The 23,655-nt window shown below is 48.3% G+C and carries 19 protein-coding genes; 8 read left to right on the top strand and 11 right to left on the bottom strand.

The features are described 5' to 3' along the window. The first annotated feature begins 34 nt into the window (after positions 1–34). The 4 genes from M988_RS05720 to M988_RS05705 all read left to right on the top strand — a co-directional run bounded on the left by M988_RS05720 (position 35) and on the right by M988_RS05705 (position 4,980). A complete protein-coding gene (locus M988_RS05720; RefSeq protein ID WP_064573232.1) occupies positions 35–1,600 on the top strand; it encodes an MFS transporter in 1,566 nt (521 codons plus the stop codon). An 11-nt stretch (positions 1,601–1,611) separates the two neighbouring features. Beyond that, a complete protein-coding gene (locus M988_RS05715) occupies positions 1,612–3,081 on the top strand; it encodes a mannitol dehydrogenase family protein (protein WP_064573231.1) in 1,470 nt (489 codons plus the stop codon). 10 nt (positions 3,082–3,091) lie between these two features. Beyond that, positions 3,092–4,117, top strand: a complete 1,026-nt coding sequence (yiaK, locus tag M988_RS05710; RefSeq protein ID WP_039188093.1) for a 3-dehydro-L-gulonate 2-dehydrogenase — start codon at positions 3,092–3,094, stop codon at positions 4,115–4,117. Positions 4,118–4,272: 155 nt separating this feature from the next. Beyond that, positions 4,273–4,980 carry a GntR family transcriptional regulator gene (locus M988_RS05705; protein WP_064573230.1) on the top strand — a complete coding sequence of 236 codons (708 nt, stop codon included), beginning with the start codon at positions 4,273–4,275 and terminating at the stop codon, positions 4,978–4,980. A gap of 36 nt (positions 4,981–5,016) precedes the next feature. Here the strand turns inward: M988_RS05705 and M988_RS05700 are convergent, their stop codons facing one another. The 5 genes from M988_RS05700 to M988_RS05680 all read right to left on the bottom strand — a co-directional run bounded on the left by M988_RS05700 (position 5,017) and on the right by M988_RS05680 (position 12,924). Continuing rightward, complete coding sequence (locus M988_RS05700) at positions 5,017–5,973, bottom strand: LysR family transcriptional regulator (protein WP_039188090.1); 957 nt, start codon at positions 5,971–5,973, stop codon at positions 5,017–5,019. A 225-nt stretch (positions 5,974–6,198) separates the two neighbouring features. Then, the gene (narI, locus tag M988_RS05695) at positions 6,199–6,876 is read right to left on the bottom strand and encodes a respiratory nitrate reductase subunit gamma (protein WP_008814195.1); all 678 of its coding nucleotides are present in this window, start codon (positions 6,874–6,876) and stop codon (positions 6,199–6,201) included. Continuing rightward, positions 6,873–7,595 (bottom strand): nitrate reductase molybdenum cofactor assembly chaperone, encoded by a 723-nt coding sequence (narJ, locus tag M988_RS05690; protein WP_064573228.1) that lies wholly within the window; start codon positions 7,593–7,595, stop codon positions 6,873–6,875. The genes narI and narJ overlap by 4 nt, the downstream gene beginning before the upstream one ends. Continuing rightward, positions 7,592–9,151 (bottom strand): nitrate reductase subunit beta, encoded by a 1,560-nt coding sequence (gene narH / locus M988_RS05685; RefSeq protein WP_064573226.1) that lies wholly within the window; start codon positions 9,149–9,151, stop codon positions 7,592–7,594. The genes narJ and narH overlap by 4 nt, the downstream gene beginning before the upstream one ends. Further along, positions 9,148–12,924, bottom strand: coding sequence for a nitrate reductase subunit alpha (locus tag M988_RS05680; protein ID WP_064573222.1), 3,777 nt, complete (start codon positions 12,922–12,924; stop codon positions 9,148–9,150). Before M988_RS05680 ends, narH begins: the two co-directional genes overlap by 4 nt. Before the next feature lie 472 nt (positions 12,925–13,396). Here M988_RS05680 and M988_RS05675 point away from each other — a divergent pair, with 472 nt between their 5' ends. Continuing rightward, positions 13,397–13,849 (top strand): hypothetical protein, encoded by a 453-nt coding sequence (locus M988_RS05675; protein WP_061059741.1) that lies wholly within the window; start codon positions 13,397–13,399, stop codon positions 13,847–13,849. A gap of 313 nt (positions 13,850–14,162) precedes the next feature. Here the strand turns inward: M988_RS05675 and M988_RS05670 are convergent, their stop codons facing one another. Next, positions 14,163–15,578 (bottom strand): NarK family nitrate/nitrite MFS transporter, encoded by a 1,416-nt coding sequence (locus M988_RS05670; RefSeq protein WP_035503061.1) that lies wholly within the window; start codon positions 15,576–15,578, stop codon positions 14,163–14,165. Positions 15,579–15,905: 327 nt separating this feature from the next. Here M988_RS05670 and narX point away from each other — a divergent pair, with 327 nt between their 5' ends. Further along, positions 15,906–17,684 (top strand): nitrate/nitrite two-component system sensor histidine kinase NarX, encoded by a 1,779-nt coding sequence (gene narX, locus M988_RS05665; protein ID WP_061059740.1) that lies wholly within the window; start codon positions 15,906–15,908, stop codon positions 17,682–17,684. 31 nt (positions 17,685–17,715) lie between these two features. Continuing rightward, the gene (gene narL / locus M988_RS05660; RefSeq protein WP_008814202.1) at positions 17,716–18,378 is read left to right on the top strand and encodes a two-component system response regulator NarL; all 663 of its coding nucleotides are present in this window, start codon (positions 17,716–17,718) and stop codon (positions 18,376–18,378) included. 66 nt (positions 18,379–18,444) lie between these two features. Here the strand turns inward: narL and M988_RS05655 are convergent, their stop codons facing one another. Continuing rightward, positions 18,445–19,080 carry a DsbA family protein gene (locus M988_RS05655; protein WP_174705375.1) on the bottom strand — a complete coding sequence of 212 codons (636 nt, stop codon included), beginning with the start codon at positions 19,078–19,080 and terminating at the stop codon, positions 18,445–18,447. Between the two features lie 234 nt (positions 19,081–19,314). After that, positions 19,315–19,776, bottom strand: a complete 462-nt coding sequence (locus M988_RS05650) for an inhibitor of vertebrate lysozyme family protein (RefSeq protein ID WP_008814204.1) — start codon at positions 19,774–19,776, stop codon at positions 19,315–19,317. A gap of 196 nt (positions 19,777–19,972) precedes the next feature. Here M988_RS05650 and M988_RS05645 point away from each other — a divergent pair, with 196 nt between their 5' ends. After that, positions 19,973–20,827: a hypothetical protein gene (locus tag M988_RS05645; protein ID WP_064573220.1), complete on the top strand. Its 855-nt coding sequence runs from the start codon at positions 19,973–19,975 to the stop codon at positions 20,825–20,827. 68 nt (positions 20,828–20,895) lie between these two features. On the opposite strand, the gene M988_RS05640 is transcribed toward M988_RS05645, so the two are convergent. From M988_RS05640 to thiM, 3 genes are all read right to left on the bottom strand, one after another. Next, positions 20,896–21,774 (bottom strand): endonuclease/exonuclease/phosphatase family protein, encoded by an 879-nt coding sequence (locus M988_RS05640; RefSeq protein ID WP_020303637.1) that lies wholly within the window; start codon positions 21,772–21,774, stop codon positions 20,896–20,898. Positions 21,775–21,992: 218 nt separating this feature from the next. Then, on the bottom strand, positions 21,993–22,793 hold the full coding sequence (gene thiD / locus M988_RS05635) for a bifunctional hydroxymethylpyrimidine kinase/phosphomethylpyrimidine kinase (RefSeq protein ID WP_008814207.1): 801 nt from the start codon (positions 22,791–22,793) through the stop codon (positions 21,993–21,995). Further along, complete coding sequence (gene thiM, locus M988_RS05630; RefSeq protein WP_064573218.1) at positions 22,790–23,626, bottom strand: hydroxyethylthiazole kinase; 837 nt, start codon at positions 23,624–23,626, stop codon at positions 22,790–22,792. The genes thiD and thiM overlap by 4 nt, the downstream gene beginning before the upstream one ends. Positions 23,627–23,655: the final 29 nt, after the last annotated feature.

The following is a 23,655-nucleotide window of genomic DNA, read 5'->3' as shown; positions in this document are numbered from 1 at the left end:
ATTCATATCGACATTAACCAGCAAAGGATTTTATATGTCGCGTATCACTCGAAAAATAACCATTCCCGTCAGTATTGGTTATGGACTTACCGATATTATGGGCGGTGGCGCTTTCACTATCATTGGTGCATGGCTGTTGTTCTTCTATACCACTTTCGTTGGGTTAACCCCCATTGAAGCCGCCTCAATTGTAGCGATTGCACGCATTGTCGATGCCATAGTCAGTTTATTTATGGGGAGTTTTACCGATCACTTCTATAAAACCTATTTAGGTAAAAAATTTGGTCGCCGCCGTTTTTTCCTGTTAATTGGTGCTCCGCTGATGCTGGTGTACTCGTTGCTATGGATAACGGGAATGAACTACTGGTTCTATCTCACAATCTATCTCGCGTTTGAAATTATCGCCGCTATCGTATTGATCCCTTGGGAAACATTACCCTCTGAGATGACTAAAGATTTTAACGCCAGAACTAAACTCTCCACCTGCCGGATGTTTATTTCAGCGTTAGGTACTTTTCTAGCGACTTTTATTCCTGGTTTGCTGATTAAACATTTTGGTGAAGGAAATGCCAATGCTTACCTATTCAACGGAATCGCCTTTTCAATTGTCTTTATGGTATGCGTATTTATTTCTTGGAAGGTCACATGGGAGCGTGAACTAACCCCCGAAATGTATGCAGAGCTGGAAAAATCTCAAATAAAAAGATCGGCCAGGGAGAAAGTAAAAGCAGTAGGAAATCTATTTAAAGACTATATTTCAACCTTAAAAGTGAGAGCCTTCAGAAAACACCTATCCATTTATCTACTCTCATTCACCGCCAAAGATGTCTATAACACCGTTTTCGTATTCTTCTGTGTCTATTGCTTAAGTATTTCCTCGTCATTTGCCGCAAGTTTGCTTTCGCTGAGCATTGTGGGATTACCTGTCACCCTGCTCGCTGGGGTTGCCATGATTAAATATGGACCCGCTAAGCTGTATGTTTTCGCCTATTCAATCATGCTTCTCTGCCTCGGTGGATTGCTCTGCGTCTATCTGTTCCCAATATCAAATCAGGCCATGGTTCTTATTGCACTGGCGGCGTTCTATCAGGTTGGCCGCTGCATATTAGAATTCACCCCGTGGAACGTTTTCCCGTTCATTCCTGATGTGGACGAAATGATCACACGCCAGCGCCGAGAAGGATTATTTGCCGCGGTAATGACCTTCTCACGCAAAACCACCGTCGCTATCGCCACTTTTATCGTTGGCATCCTGCTGCAAACCGGTGGTTTTGTAAAAGGCAGCTTAGTACAGCCCCCTGAGGCAACTCACACCATCGCCATGGTGTTGTTTATCGGCACCACGTTGCTGTTGGTCGGAGCACTCATTCAGGCACTTTCGTTCCGGCTGAATAAGACCACCCACAAAATTCTCGTGGATGAAATCGATCGCCTAAAAGCCGGTGGCTCAAAACTCAGGGTGGAGGCAAAAACCAGAGGCGTTATAGAAGATCTCACCGGCTATCGCTACGACACGCTGTGGTGTGGAGAGTCCAATAACGCCACTCAAGATGTCGCGGTTCCTGAGTTAACAAAACCAGCACCACTTCGCCAAGAATAATGGATATCACTATGAAACAGACCTTATTGCAGGCTAACGCCGTCGTTCCCACCTACTCTCGCGAACGACTGATTCCACGCATTGCACATATTGGCTTTGGCGCCTTTCATCGTGCACATCAAGCGGTATACGCCGATCGGTTAGCTGCCGAACACGGCAGCGACTGGGGATACTGTGAGATCAACCTGATTGGCGGCGAGCAACAGATCCAAGACTTGCACCAACAGGATAACGTATTCAGCGTGGCAGAAATGTCAGAGCAAGGCTGGCAATGTCGGGTGGTGGGCGTGGTTCGCCAAGCATTGCATGCGCAAATTGACGGTATTGATGCCGTTCTTGACGCCCTCTGCCAGCCAGAAATTGCCATTGTCTCTCTGACAATCACGGAAAAAGGTTACTGTCACTATCCCGCCAGCGGCGTACTTAACCTTGAACATCCATTAATCATTCATGATATTGCGCACCCACAGCATCCTCACTCAGCCGCAGGCGTTATCGTCGCCGCGTTGGCTAAACGCCGCGCCGCTCATTTGCCCGCATTTACCGTGATGTCATGTGACAACATGCCGGAAAATGGTCATGTCACCCACAATGTCATTTGTGGGCTGGCCGCTGCCCAGTCGCCAGATTTGGCTGAATGGATCGAGAAAAATGTGACGTTCCCGTCAACCATGGTCGATCGCATCGTTCCGGCAGTTACCACCGCAACATTAGCGCAAATAGAACAGCAGCTTGGCATGGCCGATCCCGTAGGCGTAGCCTGTGAGCCATTTCGCCAATGGGTCATCGAAGACAATTTCGCCGCAGGTCGTCCCGCATGGGAAAAAGTGGGGGCGGAACTGGTAAGCAACGTATTACCTTATGAAGAAATGAAGCTGCGAATGCTGAACGGTAGCCACTCATTTTTAGCCTATCTCGGCTATCTAGCGGGTTATCAACACATTAACGACTGCATGCAGGACGAAAACTATCGCCTTGCCGCTCGCACTCTGATGCTGGATGAACAGGCGCCCACTCTCAGCGTGCCAGACATCGATCTTGCCGCCTACGCGGATTCACTAATCGCTCGCTACGCGAATCCAGCGCTGAAACATCGCACCTGGCAAATCGCCATGGACGGTAGCCAAAAACTGCCACAGCGCATGCTGGACTCTGTACGTTGGCACCTCAGTCATGGTTCTAGCTTTGAGCTGTTGGCGCTGGGCGTGGCCAGTTGGATGCGCTACGTAGGCGGTATCGACGAACAGGGTAATCACATTGAGATCAGCGATCCGCTGCTGGCTGAGATCCAAACCGTCGTCACAGGCTCTTCGCAGGGGGAAAAGCGCGTGGATGCCTTGCTGTCGCTAACCACTATTTTTGGCCACGACCTCGCCAAACAGCCTCGATTCACTCAAGCCGTTCACGCGGCCTATCGCGCCCTGTTAGAAAAGGGGGCAAAAGCCACCGTCGCACACTATCTGGTTCAGCTCAAAAAATAAGGTGTACAACATGCAAAGAATTACCTTCGATGTCATGAAAAACACAGTCAAACAAGCCTTCATTAATGCGGGATTAAACGCAGCACGGGCCGATATCTGTGCTCAGATCCATACTGAGTCTAGCTGCGACGGCATCTATTCTCACGGATTAAACCGTGTCGCACGTTTCGTGGATTACGTGAAGCAAGGCTGGATTGCTATTGATGCCGACCCCAGCTTGGTTAAATCGCTTGGGGCTATCGAAATTTATGATGGTCAACGTGGAATTGGTATCACAAATGCCCTGTTTGCCACAGAACAAGCCAGTAAAATAGCGAAAGAGAACGGTATTGGTATTGTCGCACTGCGCAACACCACTCACTGGATGCGCGGTGGAACCTATGGTTGGAAAGCCGCAGAAAAAGGGCTGGCGGCAATTTGCTGGACCAACACCGAATCCTGTATGCCTGCTTGGGGCGCGAAAAATACTCGCCTTGGCAATAATCCGTTTGTGATGGCAGTACCGCGAGAAAGCGGTCCTTTGGTGCTCGACATGGCAATGTCACAATATGCCTATGGCAAACTACAGGTCACACGCTTAAAAGGTGAAAAACTTCCCTACCCCGGCGGCTACGACAAAGACGGCAACTTAACCGATGAACCGGGCCCGATTGAGCAATCCATGCGTATCTTGCCGACGGGCTATTGGAAAGGCTCAAGTATGGCAATACTGCTGGATGCGATGGCGGCGCTACTGTCTGCCGGTGAGCCCACCAACGGGATAGATAAGATTCAAAAAGGGAGCTGTACCGGCGCTAGCCAAATATTTATGGTTTTTGATCCAACCCAACTGGGGGGGCGTGACTTTACCAACAAAATGGCCGACAGCGTGGCCGCCTATGTGAAAAGCTCGGAGCCCGCCGAGGGACAAACTGCGGTTTATTACCCAGGTGAACTCGAAGTCAAAACCCGTCGAGAAAATCTCGTCGAGGGCATTCCAGTTGACGACGGCGTTTGGGATGACGTTCTCAAACTCGCTGCGACAAACGCGCGATAAAAGCACACACATTCCGGCTCCTCATACGCCAGTGAGGAGCCATGATCCAAGCGATTCATTCTCGCTAAATCCCTGTATCAGCAACGGCAAATCTTTAGCAAACTTATGCTAGACTGATGCGACTTCCCCCTTAAATACAAAATGACGCCATACGCATGTCAATGCATACTCCGCAGCAAAATTATGACCTAAATGGCAACTTGCCAGTCAATCAGCAAATCTATCGCTACCTGCGTAAAGACATCGTTGAATGCACGATCCCGCCGGGTACCTTGCTGTCAGAAAAGGAAATATCGACCCGTTTCAATGTGTCACGCCAGCCGGTACGAGAGGCATTTATCAAATTAGCTGAAAATGGCTTAGTACAAATCTTGCCTCAGCGTGGCACTTTCGTGCAGAAGATCTCCGTGAAACGCGTTGCTGACGGACGTTTTATCCGCAGTGCCATTGAGTGCAGTATTGCTCGGCGAGCCGCTGAGTTAGCCACAGCAGAACAGTTGCTGATGCTGGAACACAATATTAGTCGACAAAAGTTGGCCGCTCTGCACAATCAAACCAGCGAGTTTCTCGCGCTTGATGACCAATTTCACCAGCTATTAACGGAAATAGCCGATTGCCCGCTAGCATGGGAAACCATTGAAAATATCAAAGCGACGATGGATCGGGTTCGTTTTCTCACTCTCAGTAAGGTATCCCCTCCTGAAAGTCTGATTACCCAGCATGAAAAAATCTATCAGGCAATTGCCGATCACAATCCAGAGTCCGCTGAAAAGGCTGTGTTAGTGCATCTTCAAGAAATGATCCACACCATCACACCAATCGAACAGCAGAATCAGGATTGGTTCGCACAAGAAAATTTATAGAATAACCGTTAGGAATATAACGCCTTAGTCGCAGACTTAGTTATCTTCTGGCCTATTTAACAACGCTGTAGGGATCTCTCTCTTTAAACGATCCAACATATGCGTAAAGGCGCGATTTTGCAGAGAGCTTTTATTATAAATCATATAAATCGTAGTTTTTAACATCTCAAACTCGGTTTTTAGCGAGCGAACTTTGAATGATGAGCCAAAACGATCTAATAAACTTTGTGGAACGACACCGATAGCATCGGTATTTTCAACCACGCTAATAATCCCCAGCATAGAGTTACTCGAAAATAGAAAATGACGTTCACCTAAAACTTCGTTCAACATCACCTTATGGGTTAACACTTCAGCATCATCCAAATTCATCGAGGTAAAACGCTCATTGGCAACATCAAGTTTAGTTAGCGTATCGCCAACACGTGGATGATCATTGCGGCAAATAACAGCCATCGGTTCTACAGAACATGGCGTACAGACCGTCGAGAAGCTCACATAAGGGCTTGGACTAAAAATAATATCGGCTTTGCGAAAATTGAGTAGCTCTTCTGTACTACTACGCTGGGTGTAAGAGCTGTAATGCACAATTTCATAATCCATGCCGTCATTTTGTAAACTACGTACCACGGTAGGTAACAACGCCATACTCATAAAAGGCGGTGCGTAAACCACAAATTTAGTTTTAAGAGCCATATCAGGCGTTGGGTTAATTGCTTTATTTAACTGCCCCATACTCTGAGCCAGTTGCTCATGTAAATTCGCCGCTACGGTGGTTGGTGAAATCCCTTTGCCTTCTCGAATAAACAAAGGATCAGAGAAGTGATTACGCAATTTTTGTAGCGACTGGCTCACTGCAGAAGGCGTCATTCCTAAAGAGGCGGCTGCATTACTGACACTGGAATGGATAAAGACCATTTCGAAAATGGTTAATAGGTTAAGGTCAAAAACCTTAATTTTACTAAGTGAATTACGTTCGTTGCGCTCAGCCATAAAGAATATGCTCTTATTTAAATGATCATTAATTTGATTGTTTTCATCCTAATTGATAATTAAATTAAATCCATTAACCAGCGCTACATGCCTTGTTAAGTTATTATAAACAACTAAATGAGGCTACATAGCAAGAGCAATGAGCGAAAGTCACGAAGTTTTATAAGAGATAAAAAAAAGCCTCGTGTTCTTAATGAGATACGAGGCTTGTTAAAACTCAAAATATCAATGACGATGACGAACGATTTGGTACCGACGCGTTAAATACTCCACGGGAACACTCCAGATGTGCACTAAACGGCAGAATGGAAATAGCACAAATAGCGTAAGTCCCAATACGATATGCAGCTTGAAGATGAGTGCTACGCCCTCTAAGTGCTCAGCCGCCCCTGCGTGGAAGGTCACAATTGACTGTGCCCATGCCACCAGCTTCATCATTTCGCTGCCGTCCATATGTTGAGCAGAGAACGGAATCGTCAGCAGTCCCAAGCATACTTGCACCACCAGCAGCGTCAAAATAAGAATATCGCCAACGCTTGAGGTCGCGCGTACGCGTGGGTTAGTTAAACGACGCTTCAATAGCATTACGCCGCCAATCAACATCATCACACCACATGCACCACCTGCAAACATCGCCATTTTCTGCTTAACCGGCACAGGGAGAAACGACTCATACATCCAATGCGGCGTCAGCATGCCAAGAAAATGCCCAGCGAAGATACCTAAAATCCCAATATGGAATAGGTTAGAAGCCAGACGCATTCCCTTTTTATCCAACATTTGGCTAGAGCCCGCACGCCAGCTATATTGACCATAGTCATAACGTATCCAACTGCCAATAATAAAAATGGCGCCTGCCATGTAGGGATAAATATCAAAAAAGAACTGGTTGAGATAATTCATTGACGTTCTCCTGCCACCGGCGTGGCGTCCAAACTGAGGTACTGCGGCGCTACGGCTCCGACAAAGCGACGTTGATGTGCATTTTGCTGTGCCGAAGCGCAGCCTTCCTCACCAAGAAACTTCACTTGTTCCTCTTCCCACACGGCATCCAATGCAGCTGGAGTATCGTCCCGTGCTTCCTGAGCCACTTTGTCGCTAAGCTGTTCACTTTCAACATGAGTGCCTGAAACCGCTAGCAACAGATCAAATAGCGTCGCGTAGTGGCTTTGGCGATCTTTCAAACGCGCGCCCAGCAACGCAAGAATTGGCACAATATCCAGTAAACCTTGGCGCGCCGTTTCACGATCGCGACTCGCGAGGAACTCGAGATACATTGGCAAAAAGTCCGGCAACTCGCGGCTATCGATCTCTAAACCTGCCGCGCTATATTGCGCCATCAAATCAACCATCGCCTGACCGCGATCTCGAGACTCACCGTGCACATGCTCAAACAACAGTAATGAGGTGGCACGCCCGCGATCGAAGAGCTCACAGTACTGCGCCTGTACATCCATCAGATCATGGCTTGTGAAGTCACGGATGTAAGCCATCAACTGAGCAGATTGCGCCAGCGCTAACTCATTCGCATCATCCAGCGCGGCGATCAGCTCCTGCTGGTTTTCCCATAGGGCTTCATCGGGATAATCCAGCAGACGAGCCACAATGCGTAGCGTTATCATGAGCGTTTCTCCCCATGAATATCCGCATCACGCGGCGTTTTCTGCGTCACGTCAATGGCATCAATACGGCGGCTATTAAACAAATTAAACGTGGTATCACTACCATGACAGCCATCACCAAAGCTGAAACCACAGCCCTTACTTTCAGGGAAGGCCTCGCGAGCCTGTTCACGATGACTTGATGGGATCACAAAGCGATCTTCATAGTTGGCGATTGCCAAATAGCGATACATCTCTTGTGCCTGAACCTCAGTTAACCCCACCTGCTCCAACGCGCTGGTGTCGGTGACGCCGTCCACGGTTTCAGCCCGTTTGAAATGACGCATAGCCAACATGCGTTTTAACGCCAGCAACACCGGCGCGGTATCACCTGCGGTTAATAAGTTGGCAAGATACTGGACGGGAATGCGCAGACTTTCGACATCAGGCAGCACGCCAGAATGTGGCAACGCTCCAGCATCCGCCGCCGACTGAATGGGCGACAACGGCGGCACATACCAGACCATCGGCAGCGTACGATATTCAGGATGCAATGGCAGAGCGAGTTTCCAATCCATCGCCATTTTGTACACCGGCGATTTCTGGGCTGATTCAATCACGTCCTGCGGCACGCCATCTTTCAGCGCCTGTTCGATTACTGCGGGATCGTTAGGGTCGAGGAAAATATCCAACTGACGCTGATACAAATCCTGCTCATTCTCTGCTGAAGCGGCATCGGCAATCTTATCTGCGTCATATAGCAATACGCCCAAGTAACGAATACGCCCCACGCACGTTTCAGAGCAGATCGTTGGCTGTCCGGATTCAATGCGTGGATAACAGAAGATGCACTTCTCCGATTTGCCACTCTTCCAGTTAAAGTAAATTTTCTTGTATGGACAGCCGGTCAAACACATGCGCCAACCGCGGCATTTATCTTGATCAATCAATACAATGCCGTCTTCTGAACGCTTGTAAATCGCACCACTCGGGCAGGTCGCAACACAAGCCGGATTCAGGCAGTGTTCACATAGGCGCGGCAAATACATCATGAAAGTGTTTTCGAACTGACCATACATCTCTTTTTGCATGTTGGCGAAATTCTGGTCTTTAGCGCGTTTTTCAAACTCACCGCCCAGAATATCGTCCCAGTTCGGACCATTTTCGATTTTCTTCATGCGCTGACCGGTGATCAGTGAACGCGGGCGCGCAATGGGCTGATGTTTGCTTTCTGGTGCGTTTTGCAGATGATGATAATCGTAATCAAACGGTTCGTAATAATCGTCTAAACCCGGAACATCAGGGTTGGCGAAGATTTTAGACAGTAAACCAACGCGGTTCCCCATGCGTGGTTCGAGTTTACCGTTGATCTTACGGATCCAGCCGCCCTTCCACTTTTCCTGATCTTCCCAGTTGTGGGGATAGCCAACGCCCGGTTTGCTTTCAACGTTGTTGAACCAGGCATATTCGGTGCCCTCACGGCTAGTCCAAACATTTTTACAGGTCACAGAACACGTATGGCAGCCAATACATTTATCGAGATTTAGCACCATACCGACTTGAGAACGGATTTTCATTTGGCCTTCTCCTGCTGGCTATCCTTTTGATCTTGCGTGTAATCGTTACCTTCATCGTCTAACCAGTCGATACGATTCATCTTACGTACCACGACAAACTCATCGCGGTTAGAGCCGACGGTGCCATAGTAGTTAAAGCCGTAGGCCAGTTGAGCGTAGCCGCCAATCATGTGTGTCGGCTTCGGTGAAATACGTGTCACGGAGTTATGAATTCCCCCTCGCTGGCTAGTGATTTCCGAGCCCGGAATATTCACAATACGTTCTTGCGCGTGGTACATCATGGTCATACCCGCAGGAACACGCTGGCTGACCACCGCACGCGCAGTCAGCGCGCCGTTGGCGTTAAAGGCTTCAATCCAATCGTTATCCTCGATACCTAATTCTTTGGCATCATCTTCACTCAGCCAAACAATTGGGCCACCGCGGCCTAAGGTCAGCATCAACAGGTTGTCGCTGTAAGTAGAGTGGATCCCCCATTTCTGGTGTGGCGTCAGGAAGTTCAACGCTTTTTCTTTATTACCATTCGGCGTTTTCCCCATGACCGGCGCCGCGGCGCGAGTATCGATAGGCGGACGATATACCAGTAGGCTTTCACCAAAGGCACGCATCCACTCATGATCCTGATACAGCTGCTGGCGGCCACTCAGCGTACGCCAAGGAATGAGCTCGTGAACGTTGGTGTAGCAGGCGTTGTAAGATACATGTTCGTCTTCTAAGCCAGACCATGTTGGGCTAGAGATAATTTTGCGTGGTTGCGCCTGAATATCGCGGAAGCGAATTTTCTCGTCTTCCTTGTTTAACGCCAGATGTGTATGGTCACGACCCGTAATATTGCTTAAGGCCTGCCATGCTTTCACCGCAACTTGACCGTTAGTTTCAGGGGCTAACGACAGAATGACTTCCGCAGCATCAATGGCCGTTTCAATTTTAGGGCGACCGGCTGCTGCGCCGTCTGGCTGGGTGTAGTTCAGCTGTTTGAGGAAATCGACCTCAGTCTGTGTGTTCCAACTGATGCCTTTACCACCGTTGCCTAGCGTATCCATTAATGGGCCGAGAGACGTGAAGCGTGCATAGGTATTTGGGTAATCACGCTCCACTGCGATAATGTGCGGCGCGGTTTGCCCTGGAATTAGGTCGCATTCGCCTTTTTTCCAATCCTTCACGCCAAACGGCTGAGCCAACTCTGCGGCAGAATCGTGCTGAATAGGTAAGGTGACAATATCGGTTTCTTTACCCAGATGCCCTTCACACAGGCGCGAAAACGCGTCGGCGATACCTTTATAGATTTCCCAGTCGCTTTTAGATTCCCAAGCAGGATCGACGGCGGCAGACAATGGATGAATAAACGGATGCATATCCGACGTATTCATGTCGTCTTTTTCATACCATGTTGCCGTTGGCAGCACGATATCCGAGTATAAACAGGTGCTCGACATGCGGAAATCCAGCGTCACCACCAGATCCAACTTGCCTTCAGCGCCGTTGTCTTTCCAATCGACGTCTTCAGGCTTGACGCCACCCGGCTGCCCCAAATCCTGCCCCTGAATTCCATGTTCAGTACCCAGCAAATATTTGAGCATATACTCATGCCCTTTACCGGAAGACCCCAACAGATTGGAACGCCATACAAACAGATTACGTGGGAAGTTTTTCTCATCGTCAGGCTGCTCAGCAGCAAATCGAATTGAACCGTCTTTCAGGCTTTTTACCGTGTAATCAACCGGAGACATCCCTGCCGCGCGTGCCTGCTCGGCAATGTGCAGCGGGTTAGTTCCCAACTGTGGTGCTGATGGCAACCAACCCATACGTTCGGCGCGCACGTTCAGATCAATCAGGCTGGCGCTGAATCGGGTTTTATCCGCCATTGGCGATAACAGCTCTTCGGTACCCACCGTTTCATAACGCCATTGGCTTGAATGGTTATAGAAGAATGAGGTGCTATTCATGTGGCGCGGTGGACGCTGCCAATCTAGGCCAAACGCCAGTGGGGTCCAGCCAGTTTGCGGACGCAGTTTTTCTTGTCCAACATAGTGAGCCCAACCGCCGCCGCTCTGGCCTACGCAACCACAGAAAATCAGCATATTGATAAGACCGCGATAGGTCATATCCATGTGGTACCAGTGGTTGACACCGGCACCCACGATAATCATCGAGCGTCCGCGCGTTTTTTCTGCGTTTTGTGCAAACTCACGCGCAATACGTACGATGTTTTCTTTGCTTACGCCGGTGACCAATTCAGCCCACGCAGGAGAATAGGCTTTCACATCGTCATAGCTCTGCGCGCAGTTGTCATCGTTTAAGCCGCGCTCAATGCCATAGTTGGCTAACGTTAGATCATATACGCTGGTCACTAAGGCACTTGAACCATCGGCTAACTGAAGGCGTTTTACCGGCAGTTTATGCAGCAGAATGTCCTGCAGTTCAACGCTGTTAAACGGATCGCTCTCACCGGTTTTGATACCACCAAAGTAAGGGAAGCCAACTTCAGCAAGCTCGTCATAATTATCCAGCAGACTGAGCTGTAGCTTAATCTCTTCACCGCTGGTGCCATCGCGTTGTTCTAAGTTCCATTTGCCTTTTTCGCCCCAGCGATAACCGATAGAACCCTGTGGAGCGGTCAGTTCGCCATTTTGGTTAATTGCCACGGTTTTCCATTCAGGGTTATTTTCCTGGCCTAGACCATCAACCAAATCTGAGGCACGCAGCATACGGCCAGCCGCATAATATCCACCCTCGCGCGGTTCCAACAGCACCAGCATTGGCATATCGGTGTATGTACGCACATAATCGGCAAAGTATTCTGTCTGACGTTGTACGTGGAACTCTTTCAAGATCACGTGCCCCATCGCCAGCGCCATCGCACTGTCGGTGCCCTGTTTAGGGTTAAGCCACTGATCGCAAAGTTTGGCAATTTCTGCGTAGTCTGGTGTCACCGCTACGGTTTTGGTTCCCTTGTAACGAACTTCGGTAAAAAAGTGCGCATCAGGAGTACGCGTCTGTGGAACATTCGAGCCCCATGCGATGATATAAGAAGAGTTATACCAATCAGCAGATTCAGGAACGTCGGTCTGCTCGCCCCAAGTCATCGGTGATGCCGGTGGCAAATCACAGTACCAGTCATAGAAGCTCAAGCATACGCCGCCGATCAGCGACAGATAGCGAGCACCAGCGGCATAGGAAACCATCGACATCGCCGGAATCGGTGAGAAGCCGATAATACGGTCTGGACCATACTGTTTGGCGGTGTAAACGTTAGACGCCGCAATCAGCTCGTTGACCTCTTTCCAGCTAGAACGCACGAAACCACCGCGGCCTCGCGCCTGCTTATATTCTTTCGCCTTTTCGCTGTCGCTGACGATAGAAGCCCATGCATCTACCGGATCGCTATGCTGTGCTTTTGCTTCACGCCAAAGCTTCATCAGGCGCTTACGCATCATGGGGTATTTCACGCGGTTAGCGCTATACAGATACCAAGAGTAGCTTGCACCGCGTGGGCATCCACGAGGTTCATGGTTTGGCAAATCAGGGCGTGTACGAGGATAGTCCGTCTGCTGGGTTTCCCAAGTGACTAGGCCATTCTTGACGTAAATCTTCCAGCTGCATGAACCTGTGCAGTTTACCCCATGGGTAGAACGAACGATTTTGTCATGCTGCCAGCGGCTACGGTATCCGTCTTCCCAGTCACGGTTTACGTTCCATTCTTGGCCGTGGCCGTCAGCGAACGTTTCACCTTTCTGTTTGAAATAACGGAACCGGTCAAGAAATTTGCTCATCCGGAGTTCTCCTAGTACGGGGATTAAAGCCCCTGTCATTATTGTGAAATATGCATGATGCATTGCTCAGATTGGGCTCAGCCTACCGACCGTTACGCGCGCGGAACTTGATTGCGATCAAGGCAGAATGGGAGGTCATAACGTCAGGTTGGGTGAAATACCACCAAAGGATAACAACGCAAAAATCATTTATTTATATGAAAAATAAAGATTAATTTAAAACATTGAGATTTTGTTGAGTAAAATTTGAGGTGGAAGACTATTTAGGGGTAGGTAGCCGTTTTTAACGCTGAAAATAAAAAATGGGGGGATGAATTAAAGCAAACTCAGATAGTATTAGTAATAATAGTAACAGTATGAAAATAACGTATTGTGTTTTTTCGCCAGACATATCAGCATCTCGCGGCAAAATATCCGTTTCTGGACAAAATATCTCTTCCAGAAGCTGTTTTCATCCTTGAGGTTGATCCTGATGATCACGATAAAACCCGTGCTGCTGTCCCTTTTAGTTGGGCTTCCGCTGTTCGCCAGCGCTAGCGAATCCGATACGAGTACGCCCATTGAACGCCAGAAATGTGGCAAGAATATCAGCCTGACGGTGCGAGACGTCGATAGTGGTCATGCCGTGATTGGGTTGATTAATCATAAAACTAAATCCTGGGATTATTTCTATTCACAGCATGGTTTTATTAACTATCGTAAGTATTCTCAATATGTGCCCGTTTGGTATGACACTAAAGCGAATAAATATGAGCTGGTTAAACAAACGGCGGCTTCAAGCGCCCCTATATTTTGGGGTGCGGACAAAACCGGTAATTATTTGCTTTCTCTCGGTGGACACAACTATCGCTGTGGCGCTTTAAGCGCGCCTGAGACAAATTCACGCAGCACCAACGAAAACTTAAACGCGGTCTATGGCGAATAAACAGGCGCGATGCTTGATAAACGAACGCCAGATAAATAACGTGAGAAATAAAAATCCCCAGCCATTTTAGCCTAATGCTTGTCAGTTAAGCCTGATTTTAGGGAAAGTACACCGATGGGGTCGTAGCGGCGAAGCCGCCGACAACTTTGCCGGGAGCAAAGTTGAACAACGCTTTAGCGTTGGCCCTTAGGGAGGAACACATGGATGTGTTCCATAACCGCCCCGCGGTGTGCTAGCCCCGTGTATCTCGATCTCTTAAATGAACAGCATTAAGCAATTTTAGCCGGGGATTTTTTATATATTGATGAAAAAATTAGCGTGGTTTTTTGGTCGCTAACGTTTTCAAATTTCGCCCGTAAACAAACCAGGTAATCAGAATACAGACCACATAAAACACCACGAAAACCTTCATTGCGCCAGCCGGAGAGCCCGTCAGCGCTAGAGAAGTACCAAACGCTTTAGGAATGAAGAACCCACCCGCTGCCCCAATCGCAGAGATAAAGCCCAATGCTGCCGCAGTGTCAGTGACCGCTTCGCGTTGAGCCTGCTCATCGCTCCCCCCACGAGCCTTGACGCTATCTATCGTGATTTTACGAAATACCACAGCGATCATCTGGAAAGTAGAACCACTCCCCAACCCCGCAGTTAAGAACAACAACATAAAGACGCTGTAGAACGCGATAAATGAGCCACCGATACCGTGCGTTGGTAAGGTCAAGAACAGCAGCGCGGCAAAAATTGCCATCAATACGAAGTTAATCAGGGTGACGCGAATCCCCCCAAAGCGATCGGATAACGCGCCCCCCACTGGACGAGCTAACGCCCCTAAGAAAGGCCCAAAGAACGCATAATGCAAAATCACCACATCTGGGAACTGTGTTTTCGACAGCATGGCAAAACCAGCAGAAAAACCGATGAATGAGCCAAAGGTCGAGAGGTAGAGCACGCTCAATATCCATAGATGTGCACGTTTTAATACCGGTAACTGCTGGCTCAAAGACGCTTTAGACGCCGCCAGATCGTTCATTCCGAACCAGGCAAACAGCGTAGCGATGATCAGGAAAGGAACCCAGATCCAAGCCGCATTCTCCAGCCACAAACTGCTGCCGTCGGGCTGAGTATGACCCGTACCACCAAAAATACCGAAAATGCTGATTGAAATAGCGATAGGCGCAATCAGCTGCATCACGCTTACGCCCAAATTCCCCAAACCACCGTTTAGCCCCAGTGCGCCGCCCTGTTTGTTTTTCGGGAAGAAGAAACTAATGTTAGCCATGCTGGAAGCAAAGTTTGCCCCGGCAAAACCGCACAGCAGGGAAATCGTCACAAACACGCTAAACGACGTCGAGGGATCCTGCACGGCAAAACCCAGCCATACACATGGGATCACTAAGAAGATGGTGCTAATTGCCGTCCAGCGACGCCCGCCAAACATAGGGATCACAAAGGAGTATGGCACCCGCAAAATAGCGCCAGAAACAGACGGTAGCGCAGTTAACATAAACAGTTGGTCGGTCGTGAAGTTAAAACCGACTTTGTTAAGATTTACCGCCACCGCGCTGAATAACATCCAGACGCAAAAAGCGAGTAATAAACAAGGAATTGAAATCCATAGATTACGCTGAGCCGTTTTCTGGCCTATTTTCTGCCAAAACTCTGGCTCTTCAGGGCGCCAGTCCTGAATCACGCCCCCTTTTTGCTTTAAGTCTGGAGCGGATGCTTGTGTCATATAAACCTCTGCTTTTATCCGGTTAAGTAGCGGAGTTGTACGCATCACGCACCTGAGCAAACTTGATACAAATCAAGCCGCTGTAAGGTAGCAATTTACCGTAATTAGCCATAACTCCCTTAATGAGTAGTCGGCTTTATGATAAATATTTCTGAAGAATCATCTGGTTAAAAGCGGGTGAAAATGGCATTCACTGCGTGAGTAGCATAGGCAAATATTAAGGGTTACTTCCTTATGGGTATGGGGTTATTCACTAGGATGATTTAAAAAGGCCTTTTAAGGGCATCTTTCCCTTTGCTGACTCATTTCGACCGCCGGTAAATCGCTATGAAACATTTCTGTGCCCGTTTTTCAATTGTCAGTCAGGTGGCAGCTTTGATGCTGTTGCTGGGTATCATTGGCATTGCAGGCATGAGCGTTTCAGGTTGGATGGCACAAAGTATTCAGGGCAATGCCCATGCGATAAATACGTCTGGATCTCTGCGTATGCAGAGTTATCGCCTGTTATCGATGGTACCGTTAAATAGCAGCAATCAACGCTATCTCGATGAGCTGGAAAAATCTTTAAATAGCCCAGTCTTGCTCTCTGCGGTCAAAGAAGAACATCTCAACGGTCAGTTCACCGCGCTACAGCGCTACTGGCAAGAACAGTTGCGTCCTGCGTTGATTGCATCTAAGCACCCCGCTGACGCCAGAGAAAATGTGGTGAGATTTGTCGGGCATCTCGATGAGTTGGTTTCCTCTATCGATCATCAGACCGAACAACGTTTAACCATGGTCGGCGTGGTACAGAAAATTTTTATCCTGCTGACGTTGCTACTTCTGGCAGGAACCGTTTTCTATTTACGCCGCCGTTTACTACACCCTTGGCGCCAACTGGTAAGCATGTCGCAAACTATTGGACAAGGAAATTTCAGCCAACGCTTTCAGCAAACCACGCATCAGGATGAGATGGCCATCCTTGGTTCAACGCTGAATGCCATGTCATCAGAACTGTCGCTGATGTATGGCAAGCTTGAACAGCTCGTCGAACAAAAAACCAATGACCTGCAAAAGAAAAATCAGGTGCTTTCTTATCTTTACCGAGCCAGCCGCCAGTTACATTCGCGGGCGCCACTGTGTTCCCGTTTGCTACCTGTTCTGACCGAGTTACAGGAACTCACCCCGCTGCACTCCTTACAAATTCGCCTTTATGAAAATAACAGCGATGAGCAGTTTGACGAACTGAACTGTGTTGAGACAGAGCGCCCATTGCGCTGCCCCGATAGCCACTGTGTACAGTGCTTAAATCAGCCTGAGCACCTGCATACTGCACCTAGTCATACCGTAAGCTGGCGCCTCAACGATCAGGCCGGTAAGTATGGTCTGATTCTTGCGCAGTTGCCTGACGGATTTAGCCTTCAGCCGGAGCAACAGCAGCTGATGATGACGCTGGCCGAACAGATCACCAGCACATTAGCGTTAGAACAACAGGCTGACCAACAACAGCAGCTTGCGGTGATGGAAGAACGCTCCGCTATCGCGCGCGAACTGCATGATTCCATTGCACAGTCTTTATCCTGCCTCAAGATGAAAATCAGTTACTTGCAGATGCAATCTACTGCACTGCCCGATAATATTCGGGAGCAGCTTCAAGAAATGCGTGAGGAGCTAAATGCAGCTTACCGTCAGCTACGCGAACTGCTAACCACTTTCCGACTTAAGCTCAGCGAACCTGGGCTGTTGGCCGCGTTACAGGTTACCGTAGCCGAATTTAATCAGCGCTTTGGCTTCGATATTCAGCTGGATTATCAGCTTCCCGCCAAGTCAGTACCACCGCATCAGGCAATTCATCTAGTACAAATCGCCCGCGAGGCACTAAGCAACATTCTTAAGCATGCGCAGGCAACGCAGGTAGACATCAGCGTTGCGATGCAAAACGACGACATTGTTATGTGCGTTCGAGATAACGGCCTTGGCATAAGCGATACACCTGAGCGACACAACCACTATGGGTTAGTGATTATGAGCGATCGCGCCAATAGCCTAAACGGAGAGTGTGCCATTTCACGCCGAGAGAACGGCGGCACGGAAGTGCGCGTTGTCTTCCCACAGGAATCACGTTAATTCCGCGGCATCTGGTTTAGAGGAGAGAGTGATGAATTCCGAATTAGCCCCAGAAGATCAATACACTATTATATTGATTGACGATCATCCGATGCTGCGTAGCGGCGTAAAACAACTCATTAGCTTAGAACCACAGCTCAAGGTGATTGGTGAGGCCAGCAGTGGTCAACAAGGTATCGAATTAGCTGAAAAACTCGATCCTGATTTAATTTTGCTCGACCTCAATATGCCTGGTATGAATGGGCTAGAAACGCTGGATCAACTGCGCACCCGGACGCTTTCTGGCCGTGTGGTGGTGTTTAGCGTTTCCAACCATGAAGACGATGTGATCAGCGCGCTAAAGCGCGGTGCCGATGGCTATCTGCTGAAAGATATGGAGCCAGAAGATCTGCTGCGCTCTCTACATCAAGCCGCCGCTGGACAGGTGGTGCTCAGCGAGGCACTCACCCCCGTTTTAGCCGCTAGCCTGCGTGAAAGCCGGCCTTCCTCTGAACGTGACGTCCAACAGTTAACACCGCGCGAATGTGACATTTTGAAGCTGATTGCCCAAGGGCTACCTAACAAAATGATCGCTCGTAAACTCATGATTACCGAAAGTACGGTAAAAGTTCACGTCAAACACTTACTGAAAAAGATGAAGTTAAAATCACGGGTGGAAGCTGCCGTTTGGGTGTTACAAGAAAAAGTGTTTTAGTCTGAGATTTAAATAACCAAAAAGCCCGCTAGATGACCTAACGGGCTTTTTTATTAAAAGAGAGTTTTATTTATTGTGATCGATTAGGAATTTCACTACATCGGCATACTCGGTGCGGTAACCTTCTACCGTCTTCGACTGCATACCATCATTTTTAATCTGATATTGTCCATCTACGTAGAATGATGGAGTGCCGCGCACGCCGAAGGCTTCAAGTGCATTTTTTTGCTTAGCGGTAATCGATTTCACCATAAAGCTATGCGCTGCCCCATCATATTCTTCGGCAGGGATACCCGCTTTAATAAATACCTGACGGATATCTTCTTTGCTATTAATTGATTTGTTTTTCTGCACGGCGTCAAAAAGAGGCTGTTCAACTTTGTCTTCAACCCCTAAAGCAATCGCGATAGACCATGCCTCGGTAAGCTCTTCTCCCATTGCGCCCAAGAAGCTAGCGTGATACTTCACCACCTTTTCGCCCTGAGGTAAGCGCTCATTCACCGCTTGTCCTACTTTGTAAACGTTGGCAAATTGGTTGCACGGTGGGCAATAAAAGGAGAAAAACTCAACAACCGCGGGGGCATTCGGTACTTTATTCTGCAGTTTTATGTACTGTTTGCCTTCTTGATAATCCGCCGCATGCGACGCAAAAGCGAATAATGAGAATGCGCTGAACAACGCCAGCAAAAGATACTTTTTCATATGTTTGAGCATTACCGTTATTAGAGAGTGAAACATCGGCAAAAATGTTAGCATCAACACGCAAAAAACCACGCCCTATTTACGGTTAATTACACAGAAATACAAACTTGAGTATTAATTGCTCGCTGATAATTACGATAGAAATAACCATAAAAAGAGTCAAAAATTAAAAATTTTATTTCCCGAGCACTCTTAATGCTCGGGAAATATATAACAAAAGTACGTTATGACAGATTATTTCCAGTCTGGCTTGCTTTCAATTTGGTTAGTGAGCATCGCCTTCATCTGCTCGTTCGGCTTACCCAGCCACTGATATTTTGCATACTTGCTTGGGTGTTCAAGTGCATCTGGAGTATCCGTGATTTCCACACGAACGCCCCATGCCTGCTTCTTATCGCTACTAAATGCCACATACATAAAGTTATTGGCGCAGTCGTGGGGTTTGCAAATATTCCCTATCTGATATTTTTTGCCTTGCCAAGTTACCCATTCAGGAGGGGTTGAGGTGCCAGTACCTTTGCGGGCCCAAACAGGCAAATTTTTCTGCCCCTTCACCATCTTTTGCCACGTTTGTTGATAGCCTGATTGCTGTACCAGCTCCGACGTTGAAATAGGGATATTTACAGCAAAACTGGTCGAACTGATCCCCAGTACGACACCAAACAACGCGATTCTAAGCATTTTTTTATCAATCATAGTCAACATCCTTTGCGGCTCTAATATCTAATGCAAATCTAACAATTAAAAACATACGAATATTCTATATGACCACGCGACAAGCCAAAAGTTGATCCATACCACGAAAGTTAGGACAAAAAAGCGGGAAATTCACGTTGGTATGACAACTTAGGGTAAGCTATCAACCAACAGAATCGACTTGAGAAACAGGAATATGTTCACGCTCCCATCGTTGCCACCACTTGATAAAAGCCTTCACAGCGCCGAGCTTGCGCACCCACTGAATAAGCTCGAGGAAGATAAGATCTCGCAAATGGTGGCCGATCTGGATTTGAACGGCTCAATGAAAGAACATTATCTAACGGGTTGGATGGGGCTCTGTCCGTTGGTGATGATCCGCAATTACCAAGATAAACGCGGCACCTCAAACGGTTTCATGCTCACTCGACCGGGGCATTTTCGCTTTAGCGTGCAAGCCATCACCTTCCGTATTCCCAAATTTCTACTGTGGGCAACATTTCGACGTAAGCCTCGCACCATGGCATTAATTGCCTACCAGCAACTAGGTGAAAACGGTGGCGGACTGATTCAGTATCGCAATATTCTTGATGCCGAGATGAAAGAAACCGTGAACCAACAGTGGCGAGATATTAACGACTATCTTGGTGCCGCCTGTTATCAGGTTGAAAACGATTACCCACTTTGGCAAACGCTTGAAAATGAAGTTACCGAAGATAAAGCCGATGCTCTAGCGAATACGTTGGCCAGTAATGGGAAAAAACTGCAAAAAGACGATGAATTTAGCGGCCTATGGCAGGGTGAACTCTTTATTGCAACTCGACCTGCTGGAGAAACCTCGCCATGTACATCGGTAATGATTAGCTGGCATGACGGCGACGGAATTGGCAGCTACCTTTATGGCTGGCTACAGGATGAACAGGGGAAGAAGCAGTTAGCCTTGGCGATTCGCCCCGGAAAAAACGAGCAATTTTTCACGCTCAATCGTTTCGATGCAGCACACATACAAAGAGCCAAAGCGCTATTTAGTTTGGTGACCCATCGTGAATAAAGGCTGGGCATGAATATGTCTGAGGAAATTCTCGATGAAGAGAGAGATCCTCAGACAATCACGTCATCTTATTGCTCTAGCAGCTTCATCTTAACAATCACTGGAATATGATCGCTGGCAACCGGCCAATTCACCGCTTTCCATTCTGCTTTCTTATTCGGAACCGTAAGCTCTTCAATTTTCCACTGCTGTCCACGGAAAGCAAAAAGGTGATCTAAGTCGAGAGCAGGGTTCGCTGCAGGCCACGTTCTCATATCAGCCCCTTCAACAACCAACGGGTTCCAATAGCGTTCAAGCTCTCTAATTGCAGGTCCATTGTAGGTATCGTTGAAGTCACCAGCCAAAAGTTTAATCGATGAAGCGATATTATTGAACGACGAGTCGGTATTCCCGATCGTCACGTTTTCTATCTCACGAATTTGCTGCAAACGGATCGTAGGATCTTCTTGCCAATCAAGATGCGTACTCATCATGATGATAGGGGAATCAAAATGTGGCACCTGAATTTGAGTCACGAGTAAAACTCGCTGCTCCCCATCTCCTGATGGCAGAGGAAACACCTGTTGCTTATCGATTGGATATTTGGAAAGCAGCGCAACGCCGTACTCACCACCTTCGAAATCAATCGCTTTGCCAAATGCAGCGTGCATACCCGTTAACTTAGCAAGCTCGGCAACTTGATCGACCTTTCCGCTGCGCTGCGTATTTTTATCGACCTCATTCAACGAAATAATGTCGGCATTCATCGCCTTAATCGCTTTAGCAAGCGTGCTGAGATCGGATACCCTTGCCGCAGCCATATTGTAATTAGCAATAGTCAGCTGAGGCGCTTGAGATTCGCTATAGATTTTATTTGGCGTGCCATTTTTTTCAGGAGTCAGAACCTTTGTATCGGCGTGGGCTGCAAAAACAACAAATGGAATAAGGCCTAGAATTATTTTTTTCATTAATGTCACCTGGTTAATTTATTTGCCAGTACATGATAATCACGATTTCCAAGCAAAAACTGTTTGGTATCAAAATGAAGAAAGGTCACACTTAACTCGGATGACTAAATATCTAAACCTCGTGTTACATCACAGTTTTCATGCAAGTTTGATTCAATTTACACAATATAAATCAGCGAGTTACACAAAATCCTCTCTTCATTTGGCGTCTCAGGCTTTTACCACCACTGATGAAAATGATGCACGGGTCCAATCCCTTGCCCGACCTCTAATGAATCCGCGGCTTCCAGCGCATTTTGCAGATAATTTTTCGCCATGAATAACGTTTCACTCCAACTATGGTGTCGAGGACGCAGTGCAGCTAGCGCCGCAGATAACGTACATCCGGTGCCATGAGTATGACGGGTGTGAACTCTGGGAGCCGTAAACCGCTGCTCACCGTCGGCGCTAAATAGCCAATCAGGACTTTCGTTATTGCTTAGGTGTCCACCTTTCATCAACACCGCTTGGCATCCCATCTCAAGCAACGCGTACCCTTGGCGGCGCATTTCATCTTCATTTGTCGCCATGGGACAGGCTAACAAGGCCGCGGCCTCCGGCAAATTGGGAGTAATCAACGCCACGTTGGGCAGTAGCAGTTCACGGACGGCTTGCACAGCTTCAGGTGCGAGTAGCGGATCGCCGCTTTTTGCCACCATAACGGTATCTAACACCACAAAGGGGATCGTGTAGCGCTTTAACGCCTGAGCAACCTGCGCAACAATTTCTGCATTCGCCAACATGCCGATTTTCGCACTATCGATACGAACATCGGTTAATACTGAATCTAGCTGTGCCCCAACAAACAAGGGGTCAATCTGGTAAACCGACTGTACTCCACAGGTATTTTGCGCCACTAGTGCGGTGATCACGCTGGTGCCATAAGCTCCCAGCGCTGAAAAAGTTTTTAAATCAGCCTGAATACCCGCGCCACCGCTCGGATCCGTTCCTGCAATAGTCAGTGCATTAATTCGCTTCATTGAATATCTCCTGAACGTGAAAAATCCTGCGGGGAAAGTTGGTACAGAGAGTCGAGGAAAGCGGGAATGAAACTGCCAGGACCGGATGAATGACGCACAGCTCGTTCACCGGCCAGCGACATCACTCGGCACGCTGTCGCTACTGCCAACAACCTATCAGGCTGTTGAACGCTAAACGCCGCCACCACGGCGGAGAGTGCGCAACCAGTGCCGACAACGCGTGTCATCAATGCATCACCACCGTTAACCGCGTAGGTTTTATCTCCGTCAGTCACGTAGTCAGTCACGCCGGTGACAGCAACGATAGCGCCCGTTTGCTGCGCTAAAGCTTGCGCTGCAGGCAAGGCATCCAAAGAACCATCAACACTATCAACACCGCGCCCACCGGGAGCTGTTCCGCTTAATGCGAGGATTTCAGAGGCATTCCCGCGAATAACCGCAGGTTGAAGAGATAAAAGATGATTAGCGAATTCGGTACGATAGGTCAGCCCCCCAACGGCTACGGGGTCTAAAATCCAAGGTTTTTGGTTTTGCTTGGCCGAGGCAATGGCTGCCAGCATCGATTGCGCTCGTTGCGCATGCAGTGTCCCGATATTAATCAACAAAGCGTCAGCTATGGAAGAAAACTGAGCAGCCTCTGCAGGCTCGACCACCATTGCGGGTGATGCACCCAAAGCCAGTAGGACATTGGCGGTGAACGTCTGTACGACTTCGTTAGTGAGACAGTGTACCAACGGGGCACAACAGCGAAACTGAGTAAAAACGGCTGCGGCACGGTCTGTGGGGAAATCGATGAGTAAGTCGGTGGGGCATGTATTGGACGTGATAGACATATTCCTCCCAACCGGCGGTCAAGAAGACG

Source organism: Hafnia paralvei ATCC 29927, assembly GCF_001655005.1.
In the GTDB taxonomy this organism is placed as follows: domain Bacteria; phylum Pseudomonadota; class Gammaproteobacteria; order Enterobacterales; family Enterobacteriaceae; genus Hafnia; species Hafnia paralvei.
This window is presented reverse-complemented; position numbering and strand designations above follow the sequence as displayed.